Source organism: Clostridium boliviensis, from assembly GCF_033342255.1.
In the GTDB taxonomy this organism is placed as follows: Bacteria; Bacillota; Clostridia; order Lachnospirales; family Lachnospiraceae; genus Lacrimispora; species Lacrimispora boliviensis.
On sequence record NZ_JAWONS010000103.1, the window covers coordinates 59282 to 73299 of the forward strand.

At 38.6% G+C, this 14018-nt stretch carries 13 protein-coding genes and 1 other annotated feature; all 13 genes read right to left on the reverse strand.

Features of this window, described 5'->3' with window-relative positions:
* Positions 1-115: 115 nt before the first annotated feature.
* The 13 genes from hypE to RZO55_RS06390 all read right to left on the reverse strand — a co-directional run bounded on the left by hypE (position 116) and on the right by RZO55_RS06390 (position 13680).
* The gene (gene hypE, locus RZO55_RS06330) at positions 116-1093 is read right to left on the reverse strand and encodes a hydrogenase expression/formation protein HypE (RefSeq protein WP_318063442.1); all 978 of its coding nucleotides are present in this window, start codon (positions 1091-1093) and stop codon (positions 116-118) included.
* The gene (gene hypD, locus RZO55_RS06335) at positions 1083-2153 is read right to left on the reverse strand and encodes a hydrogenase formation protein HypD (RefSeq protein WP_318063443.1); all 1071 of its coding nucleotides are present in this window, start codon (positions 2151-2153) and stop codon (positions 1083-1085) included. The genes hypE and hypD overlap by 11 nt, the downstream gene beginning before the upstream one ends.
* A complete protein-coding gene (locus RZO55_RS06340; RefSeq protein ID WP_318063444.1) occupies positions 2131-2367 on the reverse strand; it encodes a HypC/HybG/HupF family hydrogenase formation chaperone in 237 nt (78 codons plus the stop codon). Before RZO55_RS06340 ends, hypD begins: the two co-directional genes overlap by 23 nt.
* Positions 2368-2389: 22 nt before the next feature.
* Positions 2390-4678, reverse strand: a complete 2289-nt coding sequence (gene hypF / locus RZO55_RS06345; protein ID WP_318063445.1) for a carbamoyltransferase HypF — start codon at positions 4676-4678, stop codon at positions 2390-2392.
* A gap of 145 nt (positions 4679-4823) precedes the next feature.
* A complete protein-coding gene (gene thrS, locus RZO55_RS06350) occupies positions 4824-6590 on the reverse strand; it encodes a threonine--tRNA ligase (protein ID WP_318063446.1) in 1767 nt (588 codons plus the stop codon).
* 95 nt (positions 6591-6685) lie between these two features.
* Positions 6686-6907, reverse strand: a binding site (T-box leader).
* 95 nt (positions 6908-7002) lie between these two features.
* Complete coding sequence (locus RZO55_RS06355) at positions 7003-7977, reverse strand: serine hydrolase domain-containing protein (protein ID WP_318063447.1); 975 nt, start codon at positions 7975-7977, stop codon at positions 7003-7005.
* Positions 7978-8273: 296 nt separating this feature from the next.
* Positions 8274-9311 (reverse strand): DUF4234 domain-containing protein, encoded by a 1038-nt coding sequence (locus tag RZO55_RS06360; RefSeq protein WP_318063448.1) that lies wholly within the window; start codon positions 9309-9311, stop codon positions 8274-8276.
* Positions 9312-9815: 504 nt separating this feature from the next.
* A complete protein-coding gene (locus tag RZO55_RS06365; protein WP_318063449.1) occupies positions 9816-10166 on the reverse strand; it encodes a hypothetical protein in 351 nt (116 codons plus the stop codon).
* Between the two features lie 70 nt (positions 10167-10236).
* Positions 10237-10434 (reverse strand): hypothetical protein, encoded by a 198-nt coding sequence (locus tag RZO55_RS06370; RefSeq protein ID WP_318063450.1) that lies wholly within the window; start codon positions 10432-10434, stop codon positions 10237-10239.
* A gap of 308 nt (positions 10435-10742) precedes the next feature.
* Positions 10743-10961: a hypothetical protein gene (locus RZO55_RS06375; protein ID WP_318063451.1), complete on the reverse strand. Its 219-nt coding sequence runs from the start codon at positions 10959-10961 to the stop codon at positions 10743-10745.
* 13 nt (positions 10962-10974) lie between these two features.
* Positions 10975-11277, reverse strand: a complete 303-nt coding sequence (locus RZO55_RS06380; RefSeq protein WP_318063452.1) for a hypothetical protein — start codon at positions 11275-11277, stop codon at positions 10975-10977.
* Between the two features lie 14 nt (positions 11278-11291).
* Positions 11292-12581, reverse strand: a complete 1290-nt coding sequence (locus tag RZO55_RS06385; protein ID WP_318063453.1) for an EndoU domain-containing protein — start codon at positions 12579-12581, stop codon at positions 11292-11294.
* Positions 12520-13680 carry a contractile injection system protein, VgrG/Pvc8 family gene (locus RZO55_RS06390; RefSeq protein WP_318063454.1) on the reverse strand — a complete coding sequence of 387 codons (1161 nt, stop codon included), beginning with the start codon at positions 13678-13680 and terminating at the stop codon, positions 12520-12522. Before RZO55_RS06390 ends, RZO55_RS06385 begins: the two co-directional genes overlap by 62 nt.
* Positions 13681-14018 lie beyond the last annotated feature (338 nt).

The window sequence follows — 14018 nt, forward strand, 5'->3', positions numbered from 1 at the left end:
TGCTCCAAAAGAAGCAACTTTATTATAACAAATAAGTTGTCAGTGAGTCAATGGGAATTGTACAGGTAAAAAAGCAAAAAAGAAGCCAGCTATTAACTGGCTGACTCCTCTTACTTTAACAGATTCTGGGAAGGCCTTCTCCATAAAGAAGATCAATGGACCGCAATCCCTTAAGCCTGGTTTTCATCATGACTCCGTTTCCTTCCATTATTGTTCCAATTATTCTGGCGTTGGTACCATATTTGCTGTTCTGCACTGCCTTTAATGCCTTTTGCGCCTGATTACCGGGAACAACAGCAATCATCTTTCCTTCATTTGCCATATAGAGAGGATCCAGCCCCAGAATACCACAGAAGCCTTTCACCTTCTGACTGACTGGTAGATTCTCCTCCCATATTTCTATTCTGCATGAGGACTGGTCTGCTGCTTCATTTAAAACTGTTGCCAGACCGCCTCTGGTTACATCGCGCATGCAGTGCACCCGGATTTTGCTGTCCAGTAAATTTTGAACGATTGATGTCAGGGGCGCACAATCGCTGGGTATCTGATTTTCTATTCCCATTCGGTGAGAAAGAATTGCTGCATGATGTTCTCCCAGGTTTCCTGATAGAATGACGGCATCCCCTGGTTTACAGCCCGATATGCTGATACCTCTTTTTTTTACTTCACCGATACCGGAAGTGTTAATATAAACACCTCCGTTTCCTTCCACCACCTTTGTATCTCCTGCAACAATCTTTACGCCTGCCTCTTTGGCTGATAAAGCCATGGAATGGGCAATTTCATCAATGGTTTCCAGTTCCATTCCTTCTTCAATAATAAAACCTGCAGTTAGATACCTGGGAACTGCTCCCATCATGGACAGATCATTGACGGTTCCGCACACAGCCAGCTTCCCTATGTTTCCACCCTTAAAAAAAAGAGGAGTAACAACAAAGGAATCGGTTGTATAGGCGATCTTACCTTCAAGAGATACCACAGCCGAATCTTCAAGCCTGTTTAACGTTTTATTATGAAAATGTTTTAAAAATACACGATTGATCAGGTCACCGGTCTGTTTCCCTCCGCTGCCGTAAGATATATCAATTTTCATAATTTATGTATGACTCCTTTCCACTGTACTCATACCAGATCCCGCAGGCTCCTTCTGACGACACCATACAGGGACCCACTGCATGGAGCGGCGTACAGACCGTTTTAAACAGAGGACATTCGAAAGGTGTCTTCCGTCCCAGAATGATATCCGTGCATTTACAGCCTTTGGGCATCTCCTCTTGTTCCTCGTACATGCAGCTGCCTCCGTCATAGATCTCATATTCCTTTTTCAGAGTTAAGGCAGAATTTTTTATAATGCCAATTCCCCGCCAGAAATCATCTCTCTGTTCAAAATACTGCTGCAGCAAGGCACGGCCTCTTTCATTTCCCTTTTCTCTTACTACTTTTGCATACATATTTTTCACTTTAAAATGCCCGGACTTTAACTGACGCATAATTTCATAAACAGCTGCCAGAATCAGCTCTCCTTCAAAACCTGCAATTACAAAAGGCTTCTGGTATGTTTCTGCCAGTTCCCGGTAACTTTCAGCTCCTGTTGTCACACTTACATGACCAGGACTTAAAAATGCATCGATGTTTTTTTCTTTTTCACAGATATAGGAGAGGGCAGGGACAATTGTCTTTATTGAAGTTAAAAGCTTTAGATTTGTGATCTTCTTTTGCTGCATCTCATTAATCATCAGCGCATAGATGGGCGCCGTTGTTTCAAATCCCACAGCCGCAAACAGATATTGGATATTTTTATGTTCCCAGGCTTCCTTTGCAGCCATTAAAGGAGAATAAAGTATTTTTACATTACCTCCTGCTGCCTTTGCTTCTGTTAAGGACATGCTGCTGCCTTTTACCTTCATCATATCACCGAAGGTCAGAACACAATGATCCTTCTTTAAGGAAAAATCAGTCAGACGGTCAATATAGGAGGGTGAGGTAACACAAACCGGACATCCAGGGCCGGAAATCAGCTGGATGTCCGGAGAAATCATACTCCTGATACCATTTTTAAATATGCTGGACGTATGAGTTCCGCACACCTCCATGATTTTTACCGGTTTCCCGTCGTAGTTTTTCAGTTCATCAATCACTTCCTGGATCGTCATATCTGTCCTCCTGAAGTTCTGATAACAGACTTAAAATATCCTGGGCTGTATCTGCGCTTATCACTTCTATGGCACAACCTGCATGAATTAGGACATAATCTCCGATCCCGGCATCCACAAGATTTATATTCACATCGATCATATTGTCCATTACATTCACACTGGCATAACTTCCCTTTATATCCAAAACTTTTCCTGGTATTGCAACGCACATGGACTTCTCTCCTTTCTTCTGGTCAGATATCACCTGTCTTTAAAAACTCTCTCCCTAAGTATGTCTGTCCAAGGCTCAGTCCTCCGTCACCCGGAGGAACAAGACGGTTTATGTATACACGAAAGTTCCTCTCCTTCAGAAGGGTAAATGTCTGCTCTATAAGCAAGGTATTTTGAAATACTCCGCCGCTTAAAGCAACATCACTTGTATGATAACGGCTTCTCAGCCTTTCACAGATGCCGGCTATCCCTTCTGCTGTTTCATAATGAAAGCTCAGCGCCAGTGCTCCCCGTTTCTCCGGCTCTTTGCATCTTACTGCAGCTTCAAAAAATGGGCTGGGGTCCAGTTCCAGTAGATCCTTTTTTTCTGTTATAAGAAACGGAATGGAAGGCGGACTAATATGTAATCGTTTGTAACGCACTGCCTCTCTCTCAAGCAGAATTGCACATTCTCCTTCATACCGGTTCTCGTAGGCAATATGCAGGACAGAGGCGGCGGCATCAAAGAACCGTCCCATGCTGGAAGTGAGAATCGTATTGATTTTGTTGTCCAGTGCAGCCGTTATTATCCGGCTTCTCTCATCTGGAAGGAAATGCTTAAGACCTGCATGATGCAGATAACAGATTGCAGTCTTTTTTCCATCCCGCATAGACCCATCACCTCCCAGAATAGGAAACGGATGCAAATGTGCAGCCCGAACAAACTCTTTTCCTTCACAGATCAGGAATTCTCCTCCCCATATGCTCCCATCGGTTCCATAACCGGTTCCGTCAAATGCCACGCCTATCACAGGACCATTTAATCCATGCTCCGCCATGACAGAGGCAATATGGGCATGGTGATGCTGTACGCTTATAACAGGAAGTGAAAGACTCCGGGCGAAGCGGGACGAATGATAGTTCGGGTGAAGATCACAAACCGCCAGCCCTGGTTTGACATGTAACAGGCAGCTTAAATCCTGGTAGGATTTTTTATATTCCTCCATCACACTGCACGCTTCTAAATCACCAAAATACTGGGATACCACTGCCCGCTCTCCCAGGCTGAGGCAAAATGAGGCTTTTAAATCACCTCCGGCTGCAAAAATATCCGGAGACGGGACTGTATCTTTTTGCAGAAAAACAGGATAGGGAACATATCCTCTGCTTCTTCTGATGAGCTGGGGACTCCCTGCCACGATCTTTGCTACGGAATCATCCACAGACCTCACGATTTTTCTTTTATTGTATAATACGCCATCCAGATTGGTATCCCGACAGGACAGCATACAATCATCTTCTCGTATAATTGGCTGCCCGGATACGTTGGCACTTGTCATAATAAGCGGACCAAGCTGTGCGGTCAGCAGATGCTGGAGGGGGGTATAAGGCAGAAAGGCGCCGCAGCAGATGCTTCCTTTATTGGCAGACGGCGCCATGGAATCCTCCTGCATGTTAAGCAATACAATTGGTCTAACTTTTGATTTAAGCAATGTCTCTTCATCCATAGAAACATCACAGTACTTCCTGATTTCAGAAACAGAATGAAACATTACGGCAAAAGGTTTTTCTTCCCGTCCTTTTAATCTGCGCAGACGGACTACGGTCTGCTCAAGAAATGGGGAACAGGAAAGATGATAGCCTCCAATTCCCTTAACAGCGACAATCCCCCCCGCCGCCAGAACCATTACGGCTTTTTTTAATGCCTCACGGTCAGAAAGCTCGTCTCCTTCCGGATTCCGGGAATCCCGGTATAGAAGATAGGGACCGCAGTCATTGCAGGAAATTGTCTGCGCATGGAACCGCCGGCTCTTTGGGGAGGTGTATTCCATCTTACAGGCGGTACACATGGGAAATGTCTTCATGGCAGTGTTTCCCCGGTCATAAGGCATCTCTTCTATTATTGTATATCTGGGACCGCAGGACATACAGCTGATAAAGGGATTCCCAAATCTTCGGTCAGAATTATCAGCAAGCTCTCTTAAGCATTCCGGACAGACCGGCAGATCAACAGGGACCATGGATACTTCCTCCGCCACGCCGCTGGGAACAATGATAAACTCATTCATGTTACAGAACGGCTGCTCTTCCACTTTTATGTTTAAGATCTCATACCTTTGCTCCCTGTTTTCTTTTAATTCCAAGACGAACTGATCCACTGCCGTTTTAGGCGCCTGTGCCATTATTTCCACATCTCCGCCCACGTTGCGGACCCAGCCTTTGATCCCCATTTTACTGGCTGCACGGTAAACAAGGGGCCGGAAACCCACCCCTTGTACAATTCCGCAGACTTTTATTTTTACTGCTGTTTCTGATATCTTTTTATGCTCCATACCGTTTTGTTTTTTCTACCTTTCTCAAAATCGGGCTGGCATCGCGGCAAATCCTGTTTTGTGGTTTATCTGCCGCGATTCGATACCTCTACATCCATAATACGCTTAATGGACAAACAATATCCCAGTTCATTTATAAAAGGTACTATACGCTCATCTGTCCACCATCGCATTTTAAACTTTCGATAAATTCACTCATTGCAATCTGTTCCAATTCTTTACTATCAATTTTTCTAACAGAAACTGTCCCACATTCCATCTCTTTTTGTCCAACAACAACCATATACGGGACTTTATCTAATTGTGCTTCACGAATTTTGTAACCTATTTTTTCATTTCTGGAATCAATTTCACATCGAATTCCATTCTTTTTTAATGCTTTCAACACTTCTTTTCCATAGGAAAAAAAGCGGTCGGAAATTGGCAGAACTTTAACCTGAACAGGAGCCAGCCACAGTGGAAACTTACCTGCGTAATGCTCTATTAAAATTCCGATAAATCTCTCTATTGACCCGAAAACAACTCTGTGGATCATAATGGGTCTATGGCGTTCACCGTCAGCGCCTATATACTCTGCTCCAAATCTAAGCGGTAATTGAAAATCCAGCTGAATGGATCCACACTGCCATGTTCTTCCCATAGAATCTTCTAAATGAAAATCTATTTTGGGTCCGTAGAATGCCCCATCACCTTCGTTTATCACATATTCTTTTCCGGTTAGTTCCAGTGCTTTTTTTAAACTCTCCGTTGCCACTTCCCAATCTTCATCACTGCCGATGCTGTTTTTTGGTCTGGTAGATAATTCCACCTTATAATTAAATCCAAATTTTATATACATTTCATCAATAATCCGAATTACATTCATTATTTCTTCCGTGATCTGCTCCTGTGTCATAAAAATATGAGCATCATCCTGTGTAAAACTGCGTGCCCTCATTAAACCATGCAGCACACCTGATTTTTCATAACGATGAACCAGTCCAAGTTCTCCTATTCTGATTGGCAAGTCACGGTAGGAATGGGGCTGCTGCTTATATACAAGCATACCGCCCGGGCAGTTCATCGGCTTTATGGCATAATCCATATCCTCAATCACTGTAGTATACATATTTTCACGATAATGATCCCAGTGTCCTGATGTCTGCCACAGATCCCGATTTAAAATAATGGGAGTTGATATTTCACAATACCCTTCTCTCTCATGAATTTCTCTCCAATAATTAATTAGTACATTTTTTAAAATCATTCCTTTGGGTAGAAAAAATGGGAAGCCGGGTCCTTCCTCCATTAATGCGAATAAACCTAAATCTCTACCAAGTTTTCTATGATCTCTTCTTTTGATTTCTTCCTGTAATTTAAGATATTCTTCCAGCTGACTGCTTTTTGGAAATGCAACACCATATATTCTTGTGAGCATTTTGTTTTTTTCATTCCCCAGCCAATAAGCACCTGCTATTGTTGTCAATTGAAATGCTTTTATTAAATTTGTATTAGAAATATAAGGTCCTGTGCTCAAATCTGCATATTCACCCAACTCATAGCAGATGACTTTTTCCTCAGCAGGCATATCATTCATCAGCATGATTTTATAAGATTCATTCCTCTCCGACATCAATGATATTGCGTCATCCCTGCTCAGCTCAACTCTGCGTGATATCAAATTCTCTTTACTTATTTTTTTCATTTCATCTTCGATAGATTTCAAATGAGAATCTGAAAAAATAAAATCAAATTCAAAATCATAATAAAATCCATCTTTCGTTGCTGACCCATTTGCACATTTTACAGATGGATAAATACGTTTAACTGCCTGTGCCAGAACATGGGAAGCTGTGCACCAGAAAGCATCACAACCGAGTTCCTCTTCAAATTTACATTCTGTTACTGATCCGTCTTTCATTCTTACCTTCATTTCTTATGTTCTCCTTTCGAAATATGCCATTATGGCATTTAATAAATTACAACATAAGAAAAGCACCCTAAAATCAATGGCAATTAAACCATTAATTTAAGGGTGCAAAAAATACGAATGCACGGTTCCACCTTAACTTTTCACTTCAGATTCTAACAAATCCTATACTTTAACGCAGTCATACGGTAACACTTACTCAATTCAGCATTACAGCTCTGGAATGGTTTTCATCTATCTTCCTGCATGAAAAACTTTCACCAAATGTTTTTCTCTCTGTATGATTCCAATAGATTACTTTTTTCCGTCTTTGCTTTTCTTATGTTATTACAATTATTATAACAAAACATATACTGTTGTCAACGGGTAATTACATCTCTTCAAAAATGGCTGAGTATATAGCGATTCCTTTTATTCAATTCTCAAATACTGGTTCAATATGTTCTTTAATGAGTTCTATCCTGTCCTTAGCTTCCGGCATAAAAAGAGAAGCAGCAGAAACAACCATTTTTTTATTTGTATTGATGTAAATTACGTTGCCCCCGTCTCCTAATGCAGCGTAAATATGCTTTTTATCATCAATAACCCACCACAGGTATCCATAAGACAACTCCCCCCATCTGCTATGTACCTTTGTGCTTTCACCTATCCATTCGGCTGGTATAATTTGTTTGCCATTATATTTACCACCGTCTAGATATAGTTGGCCTATTTTTGTCATTTCTTCAGCCGTCAAGAAAAGTCCCCAGCTTGCCGTGTTTATTCCCTGCGGGTCAACAACCCAGCCACTGGTATTTTTATCATTCATTACGGCAAAATACTCTTCTTTATTACTCAGCACCACATTGTGTGTAACATGAATATCCAGTGGTGAGAATAAATGTTTCGCAGCGAATTCAAGTACTGTCTGTCCTGTAGCCCTGGCAAGAATACCTGATAATATATGAGTTCCACCTATGGCAGAATAATTGAATTCCCCGATAGCTTTATCCCCGCCTAATAAATCGAGCGCATCCTGTATTGGGTTCTGGCTTGTGAAAAACTTTTCGTATGGTTCGGTCTTATATTTATATGGAGCGGTCATTGTAAGTAAATTTTTAATTGTAATATCCTGTATCGTTTTCTCACCAGGTTTAATATCGTAATAGGGGAAAAAGTCCAACACTTTTTGGTCTACATTTTTGATATAACCTTTACCAATGGCAATACCAATCAACGCAGAAAAAACACTTTTTGTCACCGAATATACATGAATTGCATTATCGCGTGTATATTTATTAAAATAGTTTTCATATAATTTCGTGCCGTTTTTTTGGACTATAATACCTGCAATATTGCTGTAGTCTCTGGTTATTAAATTTTCAAGTTCTTTAATTTTTTCTTGGTTCATAAAATTTTCTCCTTTTAAGTTATAAAGGATATCCTTAGATAAAGGATATAACCATTAAAAATTGATTGCAAGAGTTTTTTTATAAAACAGCATGTTAATAATCTGCATTTTTTCTTTTAGATTGTTGAGTAGTATATTATATTTAGATTAGCTAATCGAAGAGTTAATTTTTAAAAGATATATAAAAAAATGATAGGAAAGAAAATGGGTTCAACCCATAGAACCATTTTCCTATAAATCCCATGGTTCACCATGAACCATGGGATTAGTCAGTTTTCTTTGAATAGGGAACTGATTTAAAAGTTTCTCTTTATACATCCGGAAAGCTGCGATATTGCAAGCAACAGGAATGGGAACCCAAAAAGAAATAAATAACCAGGCACTACATACATTCTGTGTTGGAGCAATACTATAACGGTAATACTCACTGATGTAATTCCAAAAAAGACAGTGGTCGCAGCAAGAAAAACCGAACGTAGTTTATTTATTGATAAAGAAATCATAAATTCTATACAACAAAATACTGCCGCACTTAGCCCAGCCACCAGCATACTGCTAACCATAACAATATTACATATAAACAAAGAACTAAGGAAACGAAATTCCATGTAGAACGGCCTGTAATAAATACCATTTATAAAAAGAGACACGGATAAGAGTATCATGGCTGTCATTGCAACCATACTGACTGCCCTGCTTTTTTTCCTTCCATAACATGGTCCCAAAAATAAACAACTAATAACCAGTATGCAGATGCCTGCGAGAATCAGGCTGAAGGAAAAGGGATTATATGTAAAGGTATCTCTTATCCATAAGGTGATACTATATCCCACCCCCTTTCCCATACCATATTTCTGTACAAATCCCAGTTTCAAGATTTGGGAGACAAGCAGGAACAATAAAGCCGCAAAAGTTCCTGCTATAGAGATGATCCATCTCATTATTCTGTTGCTTGTGTCCTGCTGCACATCATATAAGGAAGCATTTTGCTCAGGAATACCGCCTATTTTATTAATTTCCTTCTGCATCAATGCCATAGAAACCGGCCAGGCAAAGAATGTCAAAATCAGAAATAACAGCTTTAAATTTTGAGGAGGTAGCCCTGCTTTGCTCCTTTCCTGACCCAGTACAACACCAATTTTCCAAGACCAAAAATAGATATAGATCCCACAGGTAAGAAATACAAACAGCAAAGATTTTATTCCGGAAGTCTTTTTATCAGGCTTTGTAAGTTCATTAACAGTGTCTGTGATTTGCACAAGCCAATAAAATCCGTATAACCCCAAAGTTATTATTGTCAGTAAAACACACAACATGTAATTACGTTTTTTCACCACTTAATTCTCCTCATCTCATTTATAATATAATTTACTCAAACTTCGCACTTGACTAAGTGTCTATGCACTTTGAAAATTCAATCTTTCATCAGCATTAAAAGCTACCAATGCACAAAAAAGTAGACCCCGTGGTCCCCTTTTGGGGTCTCCCACCAGCAGGTTGTAAATGCTGGGTCTCGATGTCAACACCCAACGTTAAGGGACATGATTGTGCTTTGATCACCAGATTCACTCCAGATTTTGCAGGTGCACCTCTCGGTTCTCCTACTGGATTACAGCAGCCGATAACGCCGACTGCTAATAATCTTAGACGTAATGAAACCAAACAGACCTCTCTTCTTATGAATTTCTTATCTCTTTCTTCACAAATAAATGCGATGAATTTGCATTATAAGAAGTAATCTCTCTTAAAACTAGAGGAACATATCAGTAAAAACCCATACCGCATATAATTTTACTATTTTATCTTCATCAATATGAATGCTTGTCTTATTATATATTTTAGCTATACCACAACTCATCAGAAATAACATCCGAAGCGGAGACTGTACTTTCACTTATTTTAATATTCCATTCACCAATAAATAATTCGATATAATTAATTAAATCTGATACATGCTTCGAATCAACCACATAAACACGCTGCTCGTTCCATATTTTTTTTATTTTGACATCTAATGCTAGATCTTCTTTTATATGATCTAGAAAGTCAAATAGCATCAATTTAAAGCAAATATTATATCCGTCAAGAATAACTGAAACTAGTGTTTGTTCCCCTTCGCTTGCTTGATTAATTCTTAAACCTTCTTTTCTAAACCATTTAGTTTCTTCTTTTTCTCTTTCTAACTCCATAATGTCCCCCTTTAATTTTCTATTCCTAAAATCACATTCATACCTTTATTCACCTTGACACTTGAATAAATCACATCTTCATACGAACCAGCCAATCAAGCGATAAAAAGCCTTGTTGGGCAAACTTGAAAAACATGGGTCTTTCCCGTTGCACCTGATAACTGTTTGGTTTGCTATTGCCTCCTGTTCGTCTTCCGGTTGCTTTTTCAGAAAAATGTCGCATATAGGCCAGTTTTTCATATCCCTCAAGTCGCACAATCGCAACCATTTACAAATTCCTGAACTGGAAGATTCTCGCCCCATTTTGCTACAAAAGCAGGGATGAACCATGGGGTCGAAAATGATGCTGGTTAAAGGCAGGTGCACCTTACGATGCTCCTACCGATTCACAGCAGACGGCAATGCCGACTGCTTAAGGATTTTAATACAGAATTATAAATTCTCTAAGGTGGCTGTAAATTAGACAAGAAACACCTGCTAGGTGGCTGTAACTACTCTTATAGTAACCAAGTTCAAGGGTTTTTAAGATGTCTGTATAGGTACACCGCATGACACAAGTCCATTAAAATTAGCAATCTACAAATATTTTATTCGACCTATATCTCCGAAAAGTATTTCTAAAGCCTGTTTTTCATTGAAAGTAAGATTTTTAAAATATTCTTCTGTTAATACTTTATTCTCTTGAAAAACACTTATTAATTCCACTTTATAAATATTGGATTTTTCAGGATAAAGCTGAGAACGTCCAAGTTTCTTGCGCACTTCTGTACGATATGCATAGAAGTCATTAAACATATTATAAACTCCTTTATTCTGAATATTCTTTAGCTAAACTAATTATTGAATCTAAGTTTAGATTTGGAAATTTATTCTTAAGATTTTCAAGTTCCATTATGTATCTTTCACTTTTTAGGTTATATGCAACATCTTCAAAAACAGCAGATAAAAATTCAATTTCCTTTTCATTACATCCACATAAATAATTAATAGTATTTTCTGAATCAACACTAAGTAACTGTGTTAATTCATCCCAAATATCACTAATTGATGGATCGTTTATGTCCAACAGCATACCTTCACAAATTAAATCTGTTACTTTTTCATTTAGCATAAATTCTTTCCTTTCTATGGTTGAATCGCATTAGGGAATATGGTAGCAGGCTTACCATTAGTGTATATTACTCCAACTTCAACACCATCGTATATTCCATATATCGGAACACCGTTAGTAATGGCTTCACCCTTATTTAACTCAACTACATATTCGCCTGCATTATTAATTTTTGTCGTATCCCAAGTTTCTGGGAACCATGACTGGCCTGTTCCTATTCTTTTTAGAGGATTTTTATGATCTGGAATATTTCCAATTCTAACACCGTTATCGTAAGTTTTTTCAATATTATATGGAATACCATTCTCCTCCAAGAAGTCAATATTGGCTTGTCCATGCCCTCCACCTTTTACTTTCGATACTGCACCTGTTTTAGGATTGTATGTAAAATCTCCTATTGTTGAATGATTTATTGTATCTTGACTTATACTACTTACAGCTTCACCCGCCCCCTCAATTACAACCTTGGAACTTCCATCTCTAGCACTTCTATTCGCTCCATCCACAACATCGTCAATATATCTGACATAAGATGAGGCATTCCCTGCATCATCAACTATGCTAAATGTTATCTTACCAGCATTATCAAAATATCCCCCTCCCGCAAATGCTAATCGGTAACCATCTTCTCCATGCATACCACTGCTTAAAAGGTCCAATGCTTCATCAATATGTTTTCTCAAGAATGCGGCTCCATCTGACGATGTTTTATATACCAGTTCCAGACCTTCCACTATCTTTTTTCCATCTTTACCAAGCTTTACACCCAAATCTGCAGTAGCTCCCATTGCTAGCTTACCGCCTTTTCCTATCTGATCACCAATTAGCGGTGCTGCACAGATAAATGAAAGAGCTGCCTCTTTTCCCTTACCCCGGCACACGTAAATAAAGCAGTTAAGAAGATCAGCACCCTCAAAAAAAATCCCTGCAACATCAAGCATTTCCTGAAATCCATCCAGAGTGCTCATATGCTCCCAGAACTTTTTTAAATTAGATTTGCCATATGTTTCGTCCAGCCAGCTGTCATAATAATTTAATACTGGATACCCAACTGGATTTTTGTAGTCCCCCTTACCATACACATTTTCTTCAAAGTAGTGATACAAATCCTCACTAAAAAGAATATCGTCATATCCTTCTCTTCGTATTATGCTTCCATCAGAAGCATAAATAGGAGGTATTGTCTTTTTTGAACTTTCGTATATGCTCAGAATCTCCTCAACAGCATCTTCTTTAACAATTTCATGGGGTACATTTTGAGGACTCTCCAGAGGAATCTTTCTTCTGTTGAGATTCAGAATCAATTACAGCCTTTTGTGGAACGGTTCTGACAGAATTTAATACAAAAGCATGATTCTCTGCATTATCCGGAAAATATAAATTCACTCGGTCTCCTTCCTCCGGCATACAGTAAAAGGTGGAATAAAAAGTAGAGTACAGAAACCAGCATTCATTTTCGCTTAATGCATCAATATCTAGTGATACCTTTAATTGATTATTCTTAACCGCTTTTACACTCCCAGGAAGTGATAAACCTGTTATATACGGATTTCTTTCTTCCGGAACATAAAAACCTTTTTTACCATATAGATAACATTCCTGAGTGATTATATGGTTTTGTATTACTACATTTACTTTTTTTACATAACATTTAATTCCTTTGTAGAGTATACAGTCTCCTACTTCAAAGATAGGAGTTTCCGGACTCTCTGCCTTCCATTTGAAATACTGCTGCGCTCCCTGATACTCATCTGCTGTATCTGATTTATTGATGACACTATGTATAATCTCTACCTGCCACTCATCTTCCTCCGAAATTTGAAATGTCGCTGTTTTCCAAATTACTCCAAAAGTAAATTTTGCACCTTTCGTATTATGACTGGCTACCAAAGGTAGATTGAGGAATGAAGCCACTCTCTTAAGGAACTCCCAATCTGTCTCATTGTATTGCACTATAAAACGGTTTAAACATTTACCTGATACTTCTGGATTTAATATATAATTGGAACCCTGGTAATTTTTTATAGTGAATTCAATAATTTCTTTATATGAGGCAGTCTTCTTCTGAAAGGAATGATACTGTTTATTTCTATCCAGCAAACAGCTGAATGACTTTGCTTCCAAGCAAAGCTCCTGGTATTGTTTTCCTTCAGATACACTAACCTGAATATCGATGTAGGTGACAATACCCCAGAAAATATTTTCAGGCTGATCTGCTAATTGTACCTGTATATCAGTTCTCGTATCAGCGATAATTAGTTGACGATAACACTCCTCCCTTACAATACCTTGTAATTTCAGCTCTGTATGGTCTCCTGCATTCTTTTGAATATTTATCATGGGATTAATCAAAAATATTTCTTGGGAATTTAATATGATTTTTACATTTATATATTCCGTCATAAAATTTTCTCCTTTTAATTTTTCTCTTGTAATTTCTAATGCCATGAATTACAAAACTTATTATTTCGTATTATTATACATTATTTTGTAACATTTTTAAGGATCATGTAATAAATAACACTCTGCATGTAATTTTTGGTATGATATTGTAAATTTATGGGGGAAATGGGGTAAATAACTTTTACACAAAATAACAAAAGCGCCCTAAAACTAATGGTACTTACCATTAATCTTGAGCGCATAAATTATAATTCACAGTTCCATTTAATATTTTGTTTTTATTCTATCATATTACGTTACGTCGTGAACAATATTTTTTTACTATTTAGAGTAACTAG

Coding starts and splice junctions, on each gene's coding strand:
- hypE (WP_318063442.1), bottom strand. CDS start 1,093: ATGAAAATTGATATATCTTACGGCAGCGGAGGGAAACAGACCGGTGAC.
- hypD (WP_318063443.1), bottom strand. CDS start 2,153: ATGACGATCCAGGAAGTGATTGATGAACTGAAAAACTACGACGGGAAA.
- RZO55_RS06340 (WP_318063444.1), bottom strand. CDS start 2,367: ATGTGCGTTGCAATACCAGGAAAAGTTTTGGATATAAAGGGAAGTTAT.
- hypF (WP_318063445.1), bottom strand. CDS start 4,678: ATGGAGCATAAAAAGATATCAGAAACAGCAGTAAAAATAAAAGTCTGC.
- thrS (WP_318063446.1), bottom strand. CDS start 6,590: ATGAAGGTAAGAATGAAAGACGGATCAGTAACAGAATGTAAATTTGAA.
- RZO55_RS06355 (WP_318063447.1), bottom strand. CDS start 7,977: ATGAACCAAGAAAAAATTAAAGAACTTGAAAATTTAATAACCAGAGAC.
- RZO55_RS06365 (WP_318063449.1), bottom strand. CDS start 10,166: ATGGAGTTAGAAAGAGAAAAAGAAGAAACTAAATGGTTTAGAAAAGAA.
- RZO55_RS06370 (WP_318063450.1), bottom strand. CDS start 10,434: ATGGTTGCGATTGTGCGACTTGAGGGATATGAAAAACTGGCCTATATG.
- RZO55_RS06375 (WP_318063451.1), bottom strand. CDS start 10,961: ATGTTTAATGACTTCTATGCATATCGTACAGAAGTGCGCAAGAAACTT.
- RZO55_RS06380 (WP_318063452.1), bottom strand. CDS start 11,277: ATGCTAAATGAAAAAGTAACAGATTTAATTTGTGAAGGTATGCTGTTG.
- RZO55_RS06390 (WP_318063454.1), bottom strand. CDS start 13,680: ATGACGGAATATATAAATGTAAAAATCATATTAAATTCCCAAGAAATA.